General features: G+C 70.7%; 12 protein-coding genes and 1 pseudogene. 3 read left to right on the top strand and 10 right to left on the bottom strand.

Annotated features, from left to right (window positions below; all coding sequences use genetic code 11):
- Nucleotides 1-10 precede the first annotated feature (10 nt).
- On the bottom strand, nucleotides 11-2,662 hold the full coding sequence (locus AB0K92_RS27860) for a Pls/PosA family non-ribosomal peptide synthetase (RefSeq protein WP_365927287.1): 2,652 nt from the start codon (nucleotides 2,660-2,662) through the stop codon (nucleotides 11-13).
- A 457-nt stretch (nucleotides 2,663-3,119) separates the two neighbouring features.
- Between AB0K92_RS27860 and proP the strand changes: the two genes are divergently transcribed.
- Complete coding sequence (proP, locus tag AB0K92_RS27855; protein ID WP_365927285.1) at nucleotides 3,120-4,616, top strand: glycine betaine/L-proline transporter ProP; 1,497 nt, start codon at nucleotides 3,120-3,122, stop codon at nucleotides 4,614-4,616.
- Between the two features lie 45 nt (nucleotides 4,617-4,661).
- Here proP and AB0K92_RS27850 read toward each other — a convergent pair whose 3' ends face one another.
- The 8 genes and pseudogenes from AB0K92_RS27850 to AB0K92_RS27815 all read right to left on the bottom strand — a co-directional run bounded on the left by AB0K92_RS27850 (nucleotide 4,662) and on the right by AB0K92_RS27815 (nucleotide 15,993).
- The gene (locus tag AB0K92_RS27850) at nucleotides 4,662-5,675 is read right to left on the bottom strand and encodes a pectate lyase (RefSeq protein ID WP_365927283.1); all 1,014 of its coding nucleotides are present in this window, start codon (nucleotides 5,673-5,675) and stop codon (nucleotides 4,662-4,664) included.
- A gap of 16 nt (nucleotides 5,676-5,691) precedes the next feature.
- Nucleotides 5,692-6,404: pseudogene (locus tag AB0K92_RS27845) on the bottom strand (right-handed parallel beta-helix repeat-containing protein).
- Nucleotides 6,405-6,745: 341 nt separating this feature from the next.
- On the bottom strand, nucleotides 6,746-7,801 hold the full coding sequence (locus tag AB0K92_RS27840; protein WP_365927281.1) for a right-handed parallel beta-helix repeat-containing protein: 1,056 nt from the start codon (nucleotides 7,799-7,801) through the stop codon (nucleotides 6,746-6,748).
- Nucleotides 7,802-8,028: 227 nt separating this feature from the next.
- Nucleotides 8,029-10,641 (bottom strand): SpoIIE family protein phosphatase, encoded by a 2,613-nt coding sequence (locus AB0K92_RS27835; RefSeq protein WP_365927321.1) that lies wholly within the window; start codon nucleotides 10,639-10,641, stop codon nucleotides 8,029-8,031.
- A 343-nt stretch (nucleotides 10,642-10,984) separates the two neighbouring features.
- Nucleotides 10,985-12,427, bottom strand: a complete 1,443-nt coding sequence (locus tag AB0K92_RS27830; protein WP_365927279.1) for a GH1 family beta-glucosidase — start codon at nucleotides 12,425-12,427, stop codon at nucleotides 10,985-10,987.
- Nucleotides 12,428-12,607: 180 nt separating this feature from the next.
- On the bottom strand, nucleotides 12,608-13,531 hold the full coding sequence (locus AB0K92_RS27825) for a carbohydrate ABC transporter permease (protein WP_365927277.1): 924 nt from the start codon (nucleotides 13,529-13,531) through the stop codon (nucleotides 12,608-12,610).
- A gap of 12 nt (nucleotides 13,532-13,543) precedes the next feature.
- Nucleotides 13,544-14,542 carry a sugar ABC transporter permease gene (locus AB0K92_RS27820; RefSeq protein WP_365927275.1) on the bottom strand — a complete coding sequence of 333 codons (999 nt, stop codon included), beginning with the start codon at nucleotides 14,540-14,542 and terminating at the stop codon, nucleotides 13,544-13,546.
- A gap of 137 nt (nucleotides 14,543-14,679) precedes the next feature.
- Nucleotides 14,680-15,993 (bottom strand): extracellular solute-binding protein, encoded by a 1,314-nt coding sequence (locus AB0K92_RS27815; RefSeq protein WP_365927273.1) that lies wholly within the window; start codon nucleotides 15,991-15,993, stop codon nucleotides 14,680-14,682.
- Between the two features lie 305 nt (nucleotides 15,994-16,298).
- On the opposite strand from AB0K92_RS27815, the gene AB0K92_RS27810 reads away from it, so the two are divergent.
- Together AB0K92_RS27810 and AB0K92_RS27805 are read left to right on the top strand one after the other, a co-directional pair.
- On the top strand, nucleotides 16,299-17,315 hold the full coding sequence (locus AB0K92_RS27810; RefSeq protein ID WP_365927271.1) for a LacI family DNA-binding transcriptional regulator: 1,017 nt from the start codon (nucleotides 16,299-16,301) through the stop codon (nucleotides 17,313-17,315).
- A gap of 69 nt (nucleotides 17,316-17,384) precedes the next feature.
- A complete protein-coding gene (locus tag AB0K92_RS27805) occupies nucleotides 17,385-18,110 on the top strand; it encodes a hypothetical protein (protein ID WP_365927269.1) in 726 nt (241 codons plus the stop codon).
- Between the two features lie 106 nt (nucleotides 18,111-18,216).
- Here the strand turns inward: AB0K92_RS27805 and AB0K92_RS27800 are convergent, their stop codons facing one another.
- Entirely contained in the window at nucleotides 18,217-18,888 is a 672-nt protein-coding gene (locus AB0K92_RS27800) for a hypothetical protein (RefSeq protein ID WP_365927267.1), read from the bottom strand.
- Between the last annotated feature and the right edge of the window lie 21 nt (nucleotides 18,889-18,909).

Raw genomic sequence — 18,909 nt, 5'->3', positions numbered from 1 at the left:
AGGGCCTTTCTCACGTCGTGCTGTCTGCAGTGGGGTGCTCGCGGTGGCCGCCGCTCAGCTGCCGGTGGTCGGCCCGGCCGTGGTCGCGGGCCGCGCCGGCGGGTTCGGGCATGTCCACGGCCGGGTTGCCGCCCCATCTGGCGTGCGGGGGGACTTCCTCGCCCTTCATGAGGAAGGAGTCGGCTGCCAGCACCGCACCGTCACCCATGGTCACGCCGTAGTGGACGTAGGCGCCGACGCCGAGGGTGCAGCCGGCACCGAGCGTGGTGTGGTCGGACTTGAACGTGCCGTCCTCCTGCGAGTGGCACTGGATCACGCTGCCCGCGTTGAGGGTGCAGTCGTCACCGATCGCGGCGAGGGTGCGTTCGGTGAGGAAACAGCCGTCGTCGAACACTCCCCTGCCGATGCGCACGCCCAGCAGACGCCAGACGACGCTCTTGAACGGCGTTCCGTTGAAGACGTTGAGGTAGAGGGCGGGCACCTTCCACAGGCGCTCGTGCAGCCAGAACGCCCGGTCGTAGATGGAGCACAGCTGGGGGCGCAGTCCCCTGAACGAGGTCACGCAGCGCTCGACCAGGACGAAGTACCCGGTGGTGAGGGCGAGCGCCAGCGGCAGGTACGCGGCGATCACCACGTGCCCGGCCGCGCCGTACAGGTCGGCGCAGACGAGGGCGAGCAGGCTGAGCGCGAACAGGTGCGTCCAGCGTACGAACAGCATCAGGGCCATGGACCGGCGGTTGTAGCGGTTCTTCGCCGCGAGACCGCGGCGCAGCGCGTCCCCCGTCCTGAGGTGGTCGAACCGCGCGTCACGCTCGACCGAGCGCGGTATCTCGAAGCTGGGCGAGCCGAGGAGGCCCACGCCTTCCCGGACCTCTCCGTCCAGGGGAACGAGCACCTTGGTCGCGAGGAGGCAGTTCTCGCCCGTCCTGCCGCCGACGGGATAGACGACGTCGTTGCCCAGGAAGTTGCGCGGCCCGATCGACACGCGGGACAGCCGGAAAGACGTACTGGAGAACTCCGCGTTGAGTACGGAGAGCCCGTCCGCCACCATGGTTCCGCTGCCGACCGAGACCAGGAGCGGGGTTTCGTGCCGCACCTCGGTGCCGAAGTTGGAGCCGGTCTGCACGACCCGTGACAGGTCGTATCCGAGTGCCCGCAGGTAGGGCACGATGTAGGAACTGTCGCCGAAGAGCCACGCGAAGAACTTGACGTTCGTCAGGCGAACCGTCACCTGGTGCAGCGCGTAGTGCAATCCGTAGAGCGGATAGACCCGGCCCGGCCGGACGGCCAGGCTCAGCAGTCGCGGAACGGCGCACAGGGCTACGACGCCCACGGCGACGAAGCCGAGGGAGAGCGCGAGGGAGAGGACGAGTGCGTCGGCGATCAGCTCCGGCCGGGCCGACATGACCGTGCGCGGGTCGAGCCGTTCGCCGAGGGCCGGAACCTCGGTGAACAGCATGTACGTCCCGCCGACGCCGAACGGCACGTACAGGAAGATCCACTGAAGCAGTGTCAGAACGCCGAACCAGGTTCGCCGTGCGGTGCCGCAGCGGGCCGGCGTGATCCGTAGGTAGTCGGTCTGTGTGGGCTCGGCCGGAGACCCGTGCCAGTGCTCACCGTCCGGGACCCGTTGGAAGCGGTGGAGGGCCGAGGAGTGGCCGAGCTGTGCCCCGTCGCCCATCGAGGTGTCGATGTCCAGGACGGTCTGCTCGCCGACGAACACGTCGCGGCCGAGCGTGACCCGGCCGGTCTGGATGCGTCCGGCGTGGGCCCGGTAGCCGAGGAAGAACGACGTCCGGTGGATCACCGTGCCGGCCCCGATGGTCACCAGGTCGGTGCAGACCGGGACGGAGCGGGAGAGGATCGTGACGTGCCTGCCGATCCGGGCGCCGAGAGAGCGCAGGTACAGCACGTACAGCGGGGTCCCGACGAGGAAGACCATGGGATTCGCGTGCAGCAGCACCCTGACGAGCCACAGACGCGCGTACGCCAGGCCCCACACGGGGAACTCGGCGGGCTTCCACCGGCCGACGAGCACCCATTTCGCGATGACCGGGAACACGCACAGGGCGACGAATCCGCCCCCTCCGAAGACCAGCGACCGCCAGTAGACACCGCCGATACCTGACCCGGCGGCGACCCACTCGTATCCGCGCGCGGTGACGAACCCGGTGACCAGGGAGTATCCCAGGAACACCAGCAACTGGAACGTCCCGCACACCCGCTGCCGGACACGGCTCGTGCGCGGTATCTGCGCCGGTGGCGGCGGCACGGGCGTCGCCGGGGCCGACGGGGAGGCCTGGTGCGCGCCCGTGTCGGCAGGGGCGGCGGCCGCGCGGGCGGGCGCGGTGGCGGGGGCGGTGTCCCCGAGACCCGCCGCGAGGCTGCGGATGGTGGGGTTGCGGTAGATGTCCCTCATGGACGGCGAGGGCAGGTCCGGTCTCTTCCGCACCCGGGCGCAGAACTGGGCCATCACCAGGGAGTTGGCGCCGAGATCGGTGAAGAAGTGACTGTCGACGGGAACGTCCTCGGCACCCACGATCTCGGCCAGCACGGCGGCGAGTTCCCGTTCGGTCTCGCGTCCGGCCGGGCCGGTCTCGCGCGTGCCCACAGCGGATTCGTCCGGCCCGGTCATGGGCGCCTTGGATGAAGTTTCCGCCATGCGCTCTCCTGGAGGACACGTGGGCGTCAAGGCCACGGGACGGGATGAGACGGTCCGGACTCCTCGGGCGGCGAAGAACGGCCTCGCCGCATTCCGGTCGACGGTTCGAAGCCTTACGTGTCCGAGCACGCTCCGCCTTTCTCAGTCTGGCCAGGCACGCACCAGGTCGCCACTTCCCAGGGCTCGCCGCACGGTGGAAAGACGCGTCGCCGGCTGCTGGTCCCTTGGTTTCCGCGCGGTCCGGCGGTGCGCCGCGGTTCACCCGAATGGCGGACCTTCCCGCCGCCCCTGGGACACGACCGCACCGCTTCCGCGCCCTCTGTGCGAAACCCCGGCCGTCGGGAGCTCACCGGCCACGCACCGCGATCGCCCGGACCCGGAGCGAGAAGATCCGTTTGACTGGGCGAGAAGTGCGCAGAAGACCAGCCGGTAGTTCACCGGCGAAAGGATCACTGTCATGGCGGCGACCGACAACGACGAGTCGGTGAAGCCCGCCGCGGTCAGGCGCCACAGGGTGCTGTTCCGCGCGATCGAGAAGCGGCGCAACCCGAAGCTGCGCCGCAGCGACATCACCGTCACCGACGAAGCGGCCGTGAAGCGGGCCACGAAGGCCGCCGCACTCGGCAACGCGATGGAGTGGTACGACTTCGGGATCTACAGCTATCTCGCGGTGACGCTGGGTAAGGTCTTCTTCCCGTCCGGCAACGACACCGCGCAACTGCTCAGCTCCTTCGCGACGTTCGCGGTCGCCTTCCTGGTGCGGCCCCTGGGCGGCATGGTGTTCGGGCCGCTCGGCGACAAGATCGGCCGCAAGCGCATCCTCTCGGTCACCATGATCATGATGGCGGTGGGCACCTTCGCCATCGGCCTCATCCCGTCGCACGCCAGCATCGGGCTGTGGGCGCCGGCCCTGCTGATCCTCTTCCGGATGGTGCAGGGGTTCTCCACCGGCGGTGAGTACGGCGGCGCCTCGACGTTCATCGCGGAGTACGCGCCCGACAAGCGACGCGGCTTCTTCGGCAGCTTCCTGGAGTTCGGCACGCTCGCCGGGTACGTCGGCGCGTCCGGGCTCGTGGTCCTGCTGACCAGTTTCCTCACCGAGGCGCAGATGCTGGACTGGGGCTGGCGCGTCCCCTTCCTGCTCGCGGCGCCGCTCGGCTTCATCGGCCTGTACCTGCGGCTGCGGCTGGACGAGACGCCCGCTTTCCAGAAGCTGGAGGGTGGCCAGGTCCGGGCGAGCGAGGCGGCGGACGCCGTGGAGACGTCGGCGACGGGCGACCTCGGCAAGATCTTCACGCGCTACTGGCGGCCGCTGCTGCTGTGTGTCGCGCTGGTCGCCGCGTACAACATCACGGACTACATGCTGCTGTCGTACATGCCGACGTACCTGTCCGACGAGCTGGGCTACGGCACCAACCACGGGCTGCTGATCCTGCTCGTCGTGATGGTCCTCCAGATGTGCCTGATGAACCAGGTGGGACGCCTCTCGGACCGCTTCGGGCGCAAGCCGCTGCTGATGACGGGGATGCTCGGCTTCCTCTTCCTGTCCGTGCCGTCCTTCCTCCTCATCCGGCAGGGCGACGTCGTCCTCATCACGGCGGGCCTGCTCCTGCTCGGGCTGTCCCTGGTGACGATGCTCGGCACGATGTCCTCGGCGCTTCCGGCGATCTTCCCGACCCAGGTCCGCTACGGCTCGCTGTCGGTCGCCTACAACCTCTCCACGTCCCTCTTCGGCGGCACCACTCCCCTGGTGATCACCGCGCTGATCAGCGCCTTCGACACGAACCTCATGCCGGCGTACTACGCCATGGGGGCCGCGGCCGTGGGTGTCGTCGCCGTGCTGTGCATGAAGGAGACCGCCAACCAGCCGCTGGCCGGTTCCCCGCCCTGCGTCGAGACGGAGGCGGAGGCCGCGCGGCTCGTCGAGGCGCAGTCGCCCACTCCCCGGTTCTGACCGGCCGGCGGGGGCGGCCGCCCTCGGGCGAGCCGCCCCCGCGGCTCACAGGCCGATGGTTCCCGGACCCGCCTCGCGCATCACGGTCTCCTTGACCGTGCGCGGGTCGTCGACCGTGTAGGTGTAGTAGTCGGCCGGGTCCTCGACGCTGCCGCCGGTGACCGGTTCGCCGGTGTCGCCGGCGAACACGTTGTTGCGTTCGACGAGGTTGCCCTCGGGTCCCGAGTAGCTGTTGGTCATGGGTTCCTCGACGTCCTCGAAGTAGTTGCCTTCGACGAAGCAGCCCGAGTCCGCGTTGCAGGCCGGGCCGGTGTCGCTGTTGTCGAGGAAGTAGTTGTTGTAGATGTGCACCGGATCGCCGAAGCGGGTGCGGGGATTGCGCTGCGGGGTGCGGTCGTACCAGTTGTGGTGGTAGGTCACCTTCAGCCGGCCGGTGTCCTGGGCTGCGTTCTTGTCGGAGTGGCCCAGCAGCATGTTCTTGGTGTGATGGTGGGTGTGGTTCCAGGACACGGTGATGTAGCTGGCGCCCCGCTTGATGTCGATCAGCCCGTCGTAGCCGGCGGACAGGTCGTTGTGGTCGATCCAGATGTGGTGCGAGAACATCTGGACGTTGATGGAGTCGTCGCTGGCGTTCTTGAACGTCAGGTTGCGGATGATGACGTTGTGCACGGCGTTCGCGGGCGGCGAGGTGACGCTGTCGCTCGCGGGCAGGCCGATGTTGAGGCCTCCGCCGGAGATGCCGGAGCTCGCGCCGACACCGACGATCGTCTTGTCCGAGCTGACGTCGTACATGCCGGCGGGCAGCGTGATCATGCCGTTGACCCGGACGATCCGCGGGCCTTCGGCCTTGACGGCGGCGATGAGGTCCGCGGCGGTGGAGACGGTCACGGTCGGACCGCCCGCTCCGCCGGTGGTGCCGCGCTGTCCCCACGCGTCGACGCTCGCGAAGCCGGTGGGCGCGGATTCCGCCGGCACGGCGGGGGTGGCGGGCGCGGGAGCGGCGGCCGTCGCGGCCAGGGCGGCGAGGGCCGTGAGGAGGACGGTTCCTGAACGGTGCATCGTGGGCCTCCCGGGTTCAGGCGATCCTGCCGACACCCACGCCGGCCGGGACGATGGTGGGCACGGTGGACGGGGCGTCGAGGGTGTAGGCGTAGAAGGTGCGCGGCTCGATCACGGTGCCCAGCGTCTGCGGCGCCCCGGAGTTGACGTACAGGTTGTTGCGTTCGACCACGCGGCCCGGGCCGCTGTCGTCGTAGCCGGAGTAGATCGGGTGGGCGACGTTCTCGAAGTAGTTGCCCTCGACCAGCACGCCCGCGTTCTCCGTCGAGGCCACGCCGTAGAGCCGGTTGGCACGGTAGTGGTTGTTGTAGACGTGCACCGGCTCCGCGAAACGCACGCGTGGGTGCCGTTGGTCGGTGCCGTCGAAGAAGTTGTGGTGGTACGTCAGCGCAGCTTGCCCCGGTCGGCGGTGTAGCTGTCGCTGTGGCCGAGCAGGCACGTCTTGCTGTGGTCGTGGAAGTGGTTCCAGGAGACGGTGACGTAGTCCGACTCCCGTTTGATGTCGAGCAGTCCGTCGTAGCCCTGCGAGAAGTCGCAGTGGTCGATCCAGACGTGGTGGGCGCGGTTGGTGACGCTGATGGAGTCGTCGGAGGCGCGGGTGAAGCGGATGTTGCGGATGATCACGTTGTTGCCGGGCCGGGTCGTCGATCCGAGCTGGAGACCGCCACCGGTGATCTCGGCGGTGGAGCCGATGCCGAGGATCGACTTGTCGGCCACCACGGTGATCATGCCGCCGAGCTGGATGCGCCCGGAGACGAGGATGACGTACGGCGAGTTGCGGCCGGCGTAGTCGGCGAGCTGGGCTGCGGTGGTCACGGTCACGGTGGGTCCGGCGACGCCGCCCGTGGTGCCGTTCAGGCCGAGCGCGCTGACACTCGCGAACCCGTCCGCGCTCTGCGCCGCCACGGCGGCGAGCCGGGCCGGCGACGCGGTGTCCGCCACGGGGGTGGCAGCCCGGGCGCGCGAGGCCGTACCGGCGGTCAGGAGGGCGGCGGAGGCGGCGGCCGCGGCGGTGCCCGCGAGCAGGCCGCGGCGGGTGATCGGGGGAACTTCTGGCACGGAGGGCTCCTTCAGATCCGGCCGGCGCCGGCACCGGCGGGCACGAGGGCGGGGAGGTTCGCGGGGGCGTCGAGGGCGTACGCGTAGTAGGTGCGCGGCTCGACGACCGTGCCGAGCGTCTCGGGCTTCCCGCAGTTCACGTAGACGTTCCCGCGTTCGACCACCCGGCCGGGTCCGCTCTCGTCGTAGCCGGAGCAGACCGGGTGGGCGACGTTCTCGAAGTAGTTGGCCTCCACCAGCACGCCCGCGTCCTCGGTGGAGGCCACGCCGTAGAGGGTGTTGGCGCGGTAGTAGTTGTTGTAGACGTGCACGGGTTCACCGAAGCGGACACGCGGGTGGCGCTGGGCCGTGCCGTCGAAGAAGTTGTGGTGGAAGGTGACCCGCAGCGCGCCGCGGTCCTGGCTGCCGTTGGCGTCCGAGTGGCCGATCAGCATGGTCTTGCTGTGGTCGTGGAAGTGGTTCCAGGACACGGTTATGTAGTCGGCGCCGCGCACGATGTCGATCAGGCCGTCCGCGCCCGAGCTGAAGGTGCAGTGGTCGATCCAGATGTGGTGCGAGGACTGCTGGATGCTGATCGCGTCGTCCTCGGCGTCCGTGAACCGCAGGTTCCTGATGATCACGTTCTGTCTGCGGTACATGTCGAGGCCGCCGTCGGTGATCTCCGCGTCGGTGCCCAGTCCGACGATGGTCTTGTTGGAGCGGACGCCCTGTTTGCTGGTGATGCGCAGGGTGCCCGAGACCTGGATGACGTACGGTTCCGTGCGGTCGCAGTAGTCCAGGAACGTCTCGGCGTCGGTGACGGTGACCACGGGGCCGCCGGCGCCGCCGGTGGTGCCGGTCAGGCCTAGGGCGGCGACGCCCGCGAAGCCGTCGGCGCTCTGCGCCGCCGGGGCGGCGAGCCGGGCCGGGTCCGGTGAGGTGGCGGCCGCGGCGGGCGGGGCCCCGCCGAGGGCCGGGAGGGCGGCGACGGCCGCGGTGGCGGCGGTGCCTGTCAGCAGCCTGCGGCGGCTGAGGGAGGCGGGGCCTCTCGTCTCGTCCGGTGGTGGCTGAGGACCGGGTAATCGCATGTGGGATAGCCCTTTCTCAATCTGCTTTCAGGCATGGCGAAGCAGGGTTGCCGTCTTGCGCTCCATGCTGGGGAAATGGCGGCCCGAAGGGCGGGCAAGCGCTTTCTTGGAAGGTAGGCATGTGACACGAGCGCGTCAACGGTGGTGCGCCTTCACGAAAGGCGAAGTTTTCCCACACGAACGAACAGTGCGGGGCGGCCGGCGCACCGGGCCGGCCGTCCACCGGCTCACCGGGCCAGCTCGTCCATCAGCGCCGTCGGGTCCGGTTCGGGGGCGCGGCCCAGGGTGAGTTCCGCCCAGATGACCTTGCCCTTCGCCGCGTACCGGGTGCCCCAGCGGTCCGCGAACTGGGAGACGAGGAACAGGCCGCGGCCGCCCTCGTCGGTCGTGGCGGCGCGGCGCAGGCGCGGGGAGGTGTTGCTGCCGTCCGAGACCTCCAGGACGAGGGTGCGGCCCAGCATCACCCGGACGTGCACGGGGGGAGCGCCGTAGCGGATCGCGTTGGTGAGGAGTTCGCTGAGGACGAGTTCGGTGGTGAAGGACGACTCCTCCAGGCCCCAGTCGCCGAGCCGGCGGCTCACCTCCGTGCGGACCCGGGAGACGGCGGTCACGTCGAGCGGTACGTCCCAGGCGGCGACCCGCGAGGGGTCGAGCAGCCGGGTGCGGGCGACCAGCAGGGCGACGTCGTCGCTGGGGTGGCCGGGCAGCATCGTGTCCATGACGGTGCCGCAGGTCTCCTCCGGTGTGCGGTCCGGGCCGGCCACCGCCGAGCGGAGCATCCGCAGGCCCTCGTCGATGTCACGGCCGCGGTCCTCGATCAGTCCGTCGGTGAAGAGGACGAGCCGGCTGCCCTCGGGCAGGTCCAGCTCGCCGGCCTCGAAGGGGTGTCCGCCGACCCCCAGGGGCGGCGAGAGCGGGAGGTCGGGGAAGGTCACCGCGCCCTCGGGGTCGACCACGGCCGGTGCGACGTGCCCGGCGCGGGAGAGGGTGCAGCGTCCGGCGACCGGGTCGTAGACGGCGTACAGGCAGGTGGCGCCGGTGACGGGGGCGCCGTCGCTGTGGCTGTCCGACGACGTCTGGGCGTCCAGGAGCGTCACCATCTCGTCGAGGTGGCTGAGCAGTTCGTCCGGGGAGAGGTCCAGCGAGGAGAAGTTCAGCACCGCGGTCCGCAGCCGGCCCATGGTCACCGCGGCGTGCAGGCCGTGGCCGACGATGTCGCCGACGACCAGGGCCACCCGGAATCCGGGGAGCGGGATGACGTCGAACCAGTCGCCGCCCACCCCGGCCTGGGCGGGCAGATACCGCCAGGCGATCTCCAGCGCGTCCTGCTCGGGGACGTCCCGGGGCAGCAGGCTGCGCTGCAGGGTGACGGCCATAGTGTGCTCGCGGGCGTAGCGGCGGGCGTTGTCGATGGCGACGGCGGCGCGGGCCACCAGTTCCTCGGCGACGGCGACGTCCTCCTCCTCGAACGGCGGTGAGCCGGCGCCGCGCCAGAAGTTGACCATGCCGAGGACCACGCCCCGGGCCCGCAGGGGGACGGTGATCAGCGAGTGGATGCCGTACTCCAGTGCCTGGCGGGCGCCCGCCGGGTCGTGGGCCCGCCAGTCGTGGGCGCTGTTCAGGTCCGCGACGCGTACGGCCTTGCCGCGCTCCAGCGCCGCGACCATCGGCGTGTCGGCCACCAGGAACTGGATCAGGTCGCCGACCGGCTGGAGCGGATGTCCGGCCCGGGACTCGCTCAGCGCGGTGCGCCGCATCCGCCGGACGGCGCCGGTGGGCTCCTCGCCGCGCAGGACGGAGTCGAGGAGTTCGACGGTGACGAAGTCGGCCATGCGGGGGACGGCCACGTCGGCGAGTTCCTCCGCGGTGCGCCGGATGTCCAGTGTGGTGCCGATGCGGACGCCCGCCTCGTACAGGAGGGTGAGCCGGCCGCGGGCCACCTCGGCCTGGCCGGAGAGGGCGCGCAGTTCGGTGGTGTCGCGGAAGGTGGCGACCAGGCCGGGCGCGCCGCCGTAGGGCTCGGTGAGCCGGGTGTTGACCGCGAGCAGCCGCTCACCGGCCGGGAGGACCACGTCGGAGACGGGTTCGGCCGACACGAGCAGCCGGGTCAGGGCGGGGCTGAGGCCGAGTTCGGTGACCGGTCGCCGGTCGGCGTTCTCCGGGAGGTCCAGGAGCCGGCGGGCCTCGTCGTTGGCGAGCAGCAGGCGTCCGTCGCCGACGATCAGGACGCCCTCGCGTACGGCGTGCAGCACGGCGTCGTGGTGCTCGAACATCCGGGTCATCTCGGCGGGGCCCAGGCCGTGGGTCTGCCGCTGCAGCCGCCGGCTGACCAGGGCGGTGCCGACGGTGGCGAGCGCGAGCGCGCCCACCGCGGCGGCGAGCATCATGGGGACCTGCTGGTTGAAGACCTGGCCCAGGGTGTCGAACTGGATGCCGGCGCTGACCATGCCGACCACGCGCCCGCCGGCGTCGCGTACGGGTACGACGGCGCGCACGGCGTCGGTGGGGTCGCCGCGGAACGTCTCGGTGAAGGTCTCTCCCCGGGCGGCCCGCTCCACGCCCTCCGCGACGGTGCCGATCAGCTCGGGCCGGGGGTCGGTGAGCCGTACGCCGTTCAGGTCGAGAACGGTGATGAAGTCGACGCCGGAGCCGCGCCGGGCCGCTTCCGCGCCGGGCTGGAGCCGTGCCGTCGGATCGGCCGACCGGAGCGCGGCGGCCGTGCCGGGGGCGTGCGCGAAGGCCTCCGCCGCGGCGAGGGAGCGGTTCTCGGCGCCCCGCTCGGCCTCGTACCGCCCCTGTACGACCAGGGCCGCGACGGCCACGGCGACGAGCACCAGCATGATCAGGACCTGGAGCAGGAAGACCTGCGCGGCGAGCGTGCGCACGCTCAGGGACGGCGAGAGGCGCCGTCCGGGGTCATGCGGCGCCCCCGGGCGGCGGGACGAGCCGGCGGGGCGGCCTTCGCCGAGCGGCGCCGCTCTCGTCCGGGACCGGCGAGAAGGACCGATCATGTCCCATTTCTAGCACTGTGCCCGGTTTGCGGGCGACTGCTGTGATCGCCGGCGGGCGGGTGCGGCACCGAGCGGGGGGCGGGGTGGAGCGCGGTGCCGCACCTGGGCGGGCGGGATCAGGCGTCAGGCGTCAGGCGTCAGGGACCTGAGGGGATCAGATGCCGGAGCCCGGTCAGGCGCCCGGGACGACGCCGGTGCGGGCCACCTCGGCGTACCAGCGGGCGCTCGCCTTGGGGATACGGGTTCCGGTCGGGTAGTCCACGTAGACGGCGCCGAAGCGCTTGCTGTAGCCGTGGGCCCACTCGAAGTTGTCCAGCAGCGACCACAGGAAGTAGCCGCGGACGTCCGCGCCGTCCCTGATCGCCTCGTGCACGGCGGCCAGGTGGTCGCGTACGTACGCGATCCGCTCCGGGTCGTTGACGTTGCCCTCGGGGTCGGCGTAATCGTGGAACGCCGCGCCGTTCTCGGTGATGATCAGCGGCAGTCGCGGGAAGTCGGAGGACAGGCGGCGCAGCAGGTCGTACAGGCCGGTCGGGTCGATCGCCCAGCCCATGGCGGTGGTCTCCCCCGGCGGCTGGTGGAAGGCGACGTCGTCGGCGCCCGGCCACGGGCTGTACGCGCTCCGGCCGTGCCCGTCGGAGGTGTGGTTGCCGCTGCCGTCGGCCCGGGAGACGACGGTGGGCGTGTAGTAATTGACGCCGAGGAAGTCGAGCGGCTGGTGGGCGGTCTCCAGGTCGCCGTCGCGCACGAAGGACCAGTCGGTGAGCCCGGCGGTGTCCTTGAAAAGGTCCTCTGGATAGGCGCCGCGCAGCATCGGCCCGGTGAAGACGCGGTTGGCCAGGGCGTCGATCCGGCGGGCCGCGTCGGCGTCGGCCTCGCTGCCGGTGCGGGGGCGCACGTGGTGGATGTTGAGGGTGACCGAGCACTGGGCGTCGGCGCGGACCCGGTCGCGCAGGGCCTGTACGGCGAGCCCGTGGGCGAGGTTGAGGTGGTGGGCGGCGCGCAGCGCGGCGACGGGGTCGGTGCGGCCGGGGGCGTGGACGCCGGAGCCGTAGCCGAGGAAGGCGCTGCACCACGGCTCGTTGAGGGTGGTCCAGGTCCGGACCCGGTCGCCGAGGGCGTCGGCGGCCAGGGCGGCGTACTCGGCGAACCGCTCGGCGGTGACGCGCTCCGGCCAGCCGCCCGCGTCCTCCAGGTCCTGCGGCAGGTCCCAGTGGTAGAGGGTGGCGACGGGCCGGATGCCCTTCTCCAGCAGCTCGTCGACGAGACGCCGGTAGAAGTCGAGGCCCTTCTGCACGGCGGGGCCGCGGCCGGTGGGCTGGATCCGCGGCCAGGCGAGGGAGAAGCGGTACGCGCCGATGCCGAGGTCGGCCATGAGGGCGACGTCCTCGCGCCAGCGGTGGTAGTGGTCGGTGGCGATGTCGCCGGTGTCGCCGTTGCGGACCCGGCCCGGGGTGCGGGCGTAGGTGTCCCAGATGGACGGGGTGCGGCCGTCCTCGCGGGCGGCTCCCTCGATCTGGTACGAGGCGGTCGCGGCACCCCACAGGAAGCCCTTCGGGAAGGTGCGGGAGGCGTCCGGGGCGGACGCGGTCTGCTGCTGTGCTGCGGTGACCACTTAGGTCCTTTCGGAGGAGGTCGGTCGGGGAGGGGAAGGGTGAGGGACGGCCGGGACCGGCGGACCGGGTGGGCCGGCCGACCCGGCGGGTCGGGCGGGCCGGGCGGGCCGGGCGGGCCAGCCTGGCGAGCCGGGCCGAGCCGGGGACGGGGCAGGCCGGGCCGGCCGGCCGGGGGCGGGTCAGCCCTTCACGGCGCCCGCCATGATGCCGCTGACGATCTGCCGGCCGAAGACGATGAACATCACCAGCAGCGGCAGGGTGCCGAGGAGCGCGCCCGCCATGATCAGTGACTGGTCGCGGATGTAGCCGGCACTGAGCTGGGTGAGGGCGACCGGGACCGTCGGGTTGGTCATGTCGAGCACCACGAACGGCCAGAAGAAGTCGTTCCAGGCGTGCACGAACGTGATCATGAACAGGACGGCCATCGCGGGACGGGCGACGGGCAGCACGATGCTCCAGAAGATCCGCAGCGAGTGCGCGCCGTCCACGCGGCCGGCCTCGACCAGTTCGTCGGGCAGCGCCTCCGTCAGGTACTGCCGCATGAAGAAGACACCGACCGCGCTCACCAGGGTGGGGAAGATGACGGCGGGCAGCCGCTGGGACCAGCCCAGCTCCGACATCATCATGAACAGCGGTACGACGCCGAGCTGCGGCGGCACCATCATCGTGCCGATCACCAGCATCAGCAGGATGTTGCGGCCCTTGAACCGCAGTTTGGCGAAGGCGAATCCGGCGAGCGTCGCGAAGAACACCGTGGACAGGGCGATGACCCCGGCCACGATCGTGCTGTTGATCATCGCCTTGCCCATGGCCGCCTCGTCCCAGGCGCGGGCGAGGTTGTCGAAGAGATTGGGGCCGGGCAGGAACGGCGGCGGGGTCTGGCTGACCCGGGTGTTGTCCGTGGAGGCCGCCACCATCGTCCAGTACAGCGGGAAGATCGACAGGACGGCCATGACGGCGAGCAGGACGTAGGTGAGCGGGCCCGCGTGGTGCTGGCGGCCGGCGCCCTGGCGCAGCAGTCGGCGGCCGCCCCGGGCGGGCGTCCGGCGCTCGGAGGTCCGGGCCGGGGTGTCCGTCCGGACCGGGAGGCTTTCTGTGGACATGGCAGCTCCTGGTCAGGACGTACGGGTGACGCGCAGGCGCCTGATCAGGCGCTGCACCACGAAGACGAGGACGAGCAGCAGGAACATCGCCCAGGCGACGGTCGCCGAGCGGCCCATCTGGTAGTTCTTCCAGCCCTCCTCGTACAGCAGCAGGCCCAGCGTCTGGTACTGGTTGTCCGCGCCGCCCGCCACACCGTTGGGGCCCTGGCCGAAGATCAAGGGCTCACCGAAGAGCTGGGTGGCGCCGATCGTGGAGAGCACGATGGTGAAGACGATGGTGGAGCGGATGCCCGGCACGGTGACGTGGGTGAACTGCTTCCAGCGGGAGGCGCCGTCGATGGCCGCGGCCTCGTAGCGGTCGGCGGGGATCGCCTGCATGGCGGCCAGGTAGAGCAGCGCGTTGTAGCCGGTCCAGCGCCAGATGACGATCGTGGAGATCGCGATCTGGGCGGGCCACTTGTCGGCCTCCCAGTCCACCGGGTCCAGACCGACCGCCCCGAGCGCCCAGTTGATCATGCCGAAGTCGCGTTCGAAGAGCATGGTGAACACGAGGGCGGCGGCGCCGACCGAGGTGGCGTACGGCACGAGCGAGGCGACGCGGAAGAACAGCGAGCCGCGCATCCGGTAGTTGAGCAGGTGGGCCAGGCCGAGCGCCATCAGCAGCTGCGGCACCGTGGAGATGACGCCGATCGTGATGGTGTTGCCCAGCGCGTTCCAGAAGCGGGAGTCGTTCCACAGTTCGACGTAGTTGTCGAACGCCACCCACTCCATGACGTCCAGGGTGGCGAGTTCCACCCGGTGCAGGGAGATCCACGAGGTGTAGACGAGGGGGTAGAAGCTGAACGCGGCGAACACGACGAAGAACGGCGCGACGAACGCGTAGGGGGCGCCCTTGACGTCGAGGCGGTGCAGCAGCGCGCCGCGGCGCCGGCCGGCGCCGTCGCCGCCCCGCTTCGCGGGCGGCCCGCCGCGGCCCTCGCCGAGCCGGGCGCTGGTGGTGGAGGTGGCCACCGGGTTTCCTTCCTGAGAGCGGGCGGGTGAGCCGGGGAGCCGGGCCCGCCGAGGGATGCGGCGGGCCCGGACGCGGCCTGGAGGCCGGGAGGCCTGGAGCCGAAGCTGGATCCGGACCCGAGGGGGCCGGGGGTGTTTCAGCCGACCGCCTTCTCGATGCGCTCCGCCGTGGTCTGCCACGCCTCGTCGCGCGCCGTGCCCTGCTGCTCGATCAGGGTCAGGCCCTGCGAGAAGATGTCCTTGATCGTGCCGTCCTTGCGGCCGAGGACCTGCTTGTCCGGGATCTCCTGGGCGGCGGCTCCGAAGATCTCGCCGATCGGCGCGTTGTCGAAGTACTCCGAGGTGACCTTCTTGACCTCGGGGCTCTCCAGCGCCTTCTGCGAGGAGGGGACGCTGCCCTGCTCGCGGAAGATGTGGGCCTGCTGTTCCGGCGCGGTCAGCCAGGCGACGAGCTTCTTGGCCTCCTCCTTCACCGGGCTCTGTTCCACGACGCCGAGGAAGGAGCCGCCCCAGTTGGCGCCCTTGGGGGCCTTGGCGACATCCCACTTGCCCTTGTTGGCCTCGCCGGCCTTCTCGCCGATGTGGCCGAGCATCCAGGCGGGACACACGGCCGTGGCGAAGGTGCCGTTGGCCAGACCGGGGTCCCAACCGGGCTGGAACTGGCGCAGCTTGGCGGTCAGCCCCGCCTCGGCGGCGTCGGCGGCGAGGTTCCAGGCCTCCTTGACGGCCGGGTTCTTGTCGTAGATCAGCTCGCCGTCGGCGTTGTAGTACTGCTCCGGATAGCCGTAGACCATGGCGTTGAACAGGCCGCTGGCCGCGTCCATGTACGCCACGTCGCCGCCCTTGAAGTCCTTCTTGAAGGTACGGCCGACTTCCACGTACTTCTTCCAGTCGCCCTCCCACAGCTTGGCGACCTCGTCGCGGTCGGTGGGCAGGCCGGCCTGCTCGAAGTAGTCCTTGCGGTAGCAGACGGCCATCGGGCCGATGTCGGTGCCGAGGCCCAGCACCTTGCCGTCCTCGGTGGTGATCTGGGACTGCTTCCACGGCAGGAAGTGGTCGGTGCCCGCGACGTCGGAGAAGTCCGCGAACCTGCCGGCCTGCGTGTCGACGATCTCCTTGGCGCGGCCGATCTCGATGCCCTGGATGTCCTTCAGGCCCTTGCCGGCGGCGAGCCTCGTCTGGAGCGCCGTGTAGTAGGTCTGCTCGTCACCGGCTATCTCGGCCTTGATGTCGACGTCGGGGTTCTCCTTCTCGTACTGCTCCAGGAGGCCGGTCTCCTCGAAGCCCATCACCCCGTACATGCCCATGGTGATGACGACCTTGCCGTCCTTCTTGCCGCCGCCGGTCACCGAGTCGTCGCTGCCGCTGCAGCCGGCGAGGAGCGTGAGCGCGCCGGCGGCCGCGAGGGCCGTGACCGTTCTGGCGCGCGTTGACCTGTGAACAGTTGCCATGGGAGTTCCTCCAAGCGACGGCGCTGACGCACCGGAGCGACGGGCGGCCCGAGAACTACTCGGTGTGACGATCACATGGTGGGCACGTTCCCAATGACGGGTGGGAACGTGCCCACTGGACGTCTGAAGACTTATGGCAGCGGTCCGCCATGTCAATGACTTGAAAACAATTCGTCACGCGGGAGCGGCGTACGGCGTACGTTCCATGCCATGGGGACGGTGCGGCCAGCGCCGCCGGCTCTGCCACAATTGCCGCTGGTCACGTCCGCGGCCGAGGCCGGCGCGGTTGCCGCCGGGAGGAGCACATGACAGGGAACCGCCGCCCCACGATCAAGACAGTCGCCGCCCGCGCCGGAGTGGGCCGGACGACGGTCTCCCGCGTGATCAACGGCTCCGAACTCGTCAGCGCCGACGCGCGCGCCAGGGTCCTGGCGGCGATCAAGGAGCTGGACTACGTGCCCAACTCCGTGGCCCGGGGTCTGGTCACCAACCGCACCAACGCGGTGGCCCTGGTCATCCCGGAGTCCGAGAGCCGGCTCGGCTCGGAGCCCTTCTTCGCCGCCCTGATCCGCGGCGTGAGCGGGGCGCTGTCCGAGACCCGTACGCAGCTCCAGCTGATGCTCGTCCGCGACCAGGCCGAGCGGGACCAGCTGACCGCGTCGGTGGCGACCCGCCGGGTGGACGGGGTGCTGCTGGTCTCGGTCCACGCCGACGACCAACTGCCGGGCATCCTGGAGAAGATGGGCCTGCCCACGGTCCTCGCCGGCCGCCGCGACGAGCGGGAGCGGCTGAGCCACGTCACCTCCGACAACGCGGGGGGTGCGGCCGCCGCCGTCCGGCACCTGCTGGAGCGGGGCAGGCGCCGGATCGCGACGATCACCGGGCCGCTGGACATGGACGTCGGCCGCAGCCGCCTCGCGGGCTGGCGGGACGCCCACCGGGACGCCGGGACGCCGGCCGACGAATGTCTGGTCGAGGTGGGTGACTTCACGGAGGAGGGCGGACGCCGGGCGATGCGTTCGCTTCTTGAACGCGTACCGGATCTCGACGCCGTCTTCGCCGCGTCCGACCTGATGGCGGTCAGCGCGCTGGCCGAACTGCGGCGGCGGGGACGGCGGGTGCCGGACGATGTCGCCGTCGTCGGCTTCGAGGACTCCGTCCTCGCCCGCCACACCCATCCCCCGCTGACCACCGTGCGCCAGCCGGTCGAGGAACTGGGCCGTGCGATGGCCCGGCTGCTGCTGGACCAGATCACCGAGGACACGCCGTCCCCGCAGAAACTGGTGCTTCCTACGGAGCTGGTGGTGCGGGAGTCGTCCTAGACCTGTCCGGGGTCAGGAACTGAGGCGTCCGCTCAAGCTGTAGCTGTCAGGGTTCGCTTCAATACCCGAGTGGTGAACTGGACGCTGATGTACGACTGCTATGGGGATACCGATCGCGTGCCCGTGCTTCTGGAGCTGGTGGAGCGCGACGGCAACGCCGAAGCGTGGACCGAGCTGGAATACCGGCTGGTCCTCGAACAGGACCTCGCTTTCCCGGCCGGCTTTGCCGCCCTGCCGCGCCTGGTGCGTCTCGCCTCGGGGAGCGCACGGGCACGTGGACTGGCCGGAACCATTCTCCGATGCGCGGCGGGACATCACGGCTGCGATGATCTGCTGGCGGACTGCGCCGAGTCGATCGCGGCGTTCCGCGAGCTGCTGGACCGGCGACTGCAGGCGCGGCCGGTCGACTACCTCGCGACGTTCCGCGATCTGCTCGCGGCCAGGGAGCAGTACCACTGGGCGGCCGTCCTGGGGGACTTCACGGACGACTTCTACCACCTGGCCTGCCCTCACTGTGCCGTGGAAGTGACGATCGCCATCGGGGATCACGGACGCTATTCGGCGATCCGCGACTGGCATCTGGGCGACGTGGACCGTCGCGGTCTACGGCCGGCGGCCCCGGAGGAACTCTCCGGCACCGGAAGGTGGATGCATCGGACTGCCGTCCGCGACGGGCACGAGTCCCTCGCCGACGGAATCGCCCATCTCTTCGGCCAGGCCGAGTGCCCCCGCTGCGCGAGCGTGTTCGGCGTCGCGGACGAGTACACCTCCGCCAACTGTCCTGTGTCGCCGTAGACCAGGGCGAAGCACAAGTAGGCGGGGAAGGTTCGTCGACGGCGAGGGGCTGCCTGTTCGGCTCGACCGCTTCCCCAGATCACCTCGCCGATCAAACCTCTCCGGCTCACCAATCGACGTGTGTGCCGATCCATTTGGTCAGGGCGGCGGCGTCGTCGGCCGGGGGGAGTTCGGGGCCGCAGGTGAGGGGGGTGCAGGAGAGCTGGAGGTGGGTGAGGTAGCCGTAGGGGCCGTTGTCGGGTGCGGGGCCGAGGATCAGGGCGTGGGTGGGGGTGCGCCAGATGCGGTGGGTCAGCGCGGGGCCGTTGGCCAGGGTGTCCGACGACTTCGCGGTCCGCTCGGGGGCGGTGCCGAGGTGTCCGGTCACCGCGCGTTCCGCCTGAGCGAGCACGGCCTCGCAGTCCTGGTCGGTGCTCGGCCTGCGGCCGGTCCAGCCGGGCAACCGCTGCCAGGCGTCCATGAGTCCGTACAGCCATCGCTCGTTGTCCAGGCCGCCCTCCTCCGGATCGACCGGGTACAGCTCACCGAAGACCAGGAACTGCCGGGCGTCGGGCTGCCCGAACGGGCTGAGGGCGTCCGTGCAGAGCACGTGCCCGTACCCGGTGAGGAAGGAGTCGCAGACCAGCTCGTGCTGTGGGCTCCACCCGCGCCGGTCCAGCTCCGCGTCGATGGCGTCCTCGTCGTCCGGGATGTGCGGTACGGCGGGGAGGGCCACGAACTCGGCGACCGCTTCAGTGGTCAACGGCCGGTACGCCAGCGCGTGAACGGGGATCGGCATGGTGATCACTCTAGTCGGGCC

The sequence above is a fragment of the Streptomyces sp. NPDC052687 genome, from assembly GCF_040678395.1.
GTDB lineage: Bacteria > Actinomycetota > Actinomycetes > Streptomycetales > Streptomycetaceae > Streptomyces.
The sequence above is the reverse complement of the archived record's forward strand: the minus strand, read 5'-3'. Positions and strand labels throughout refer to the sequence as shown.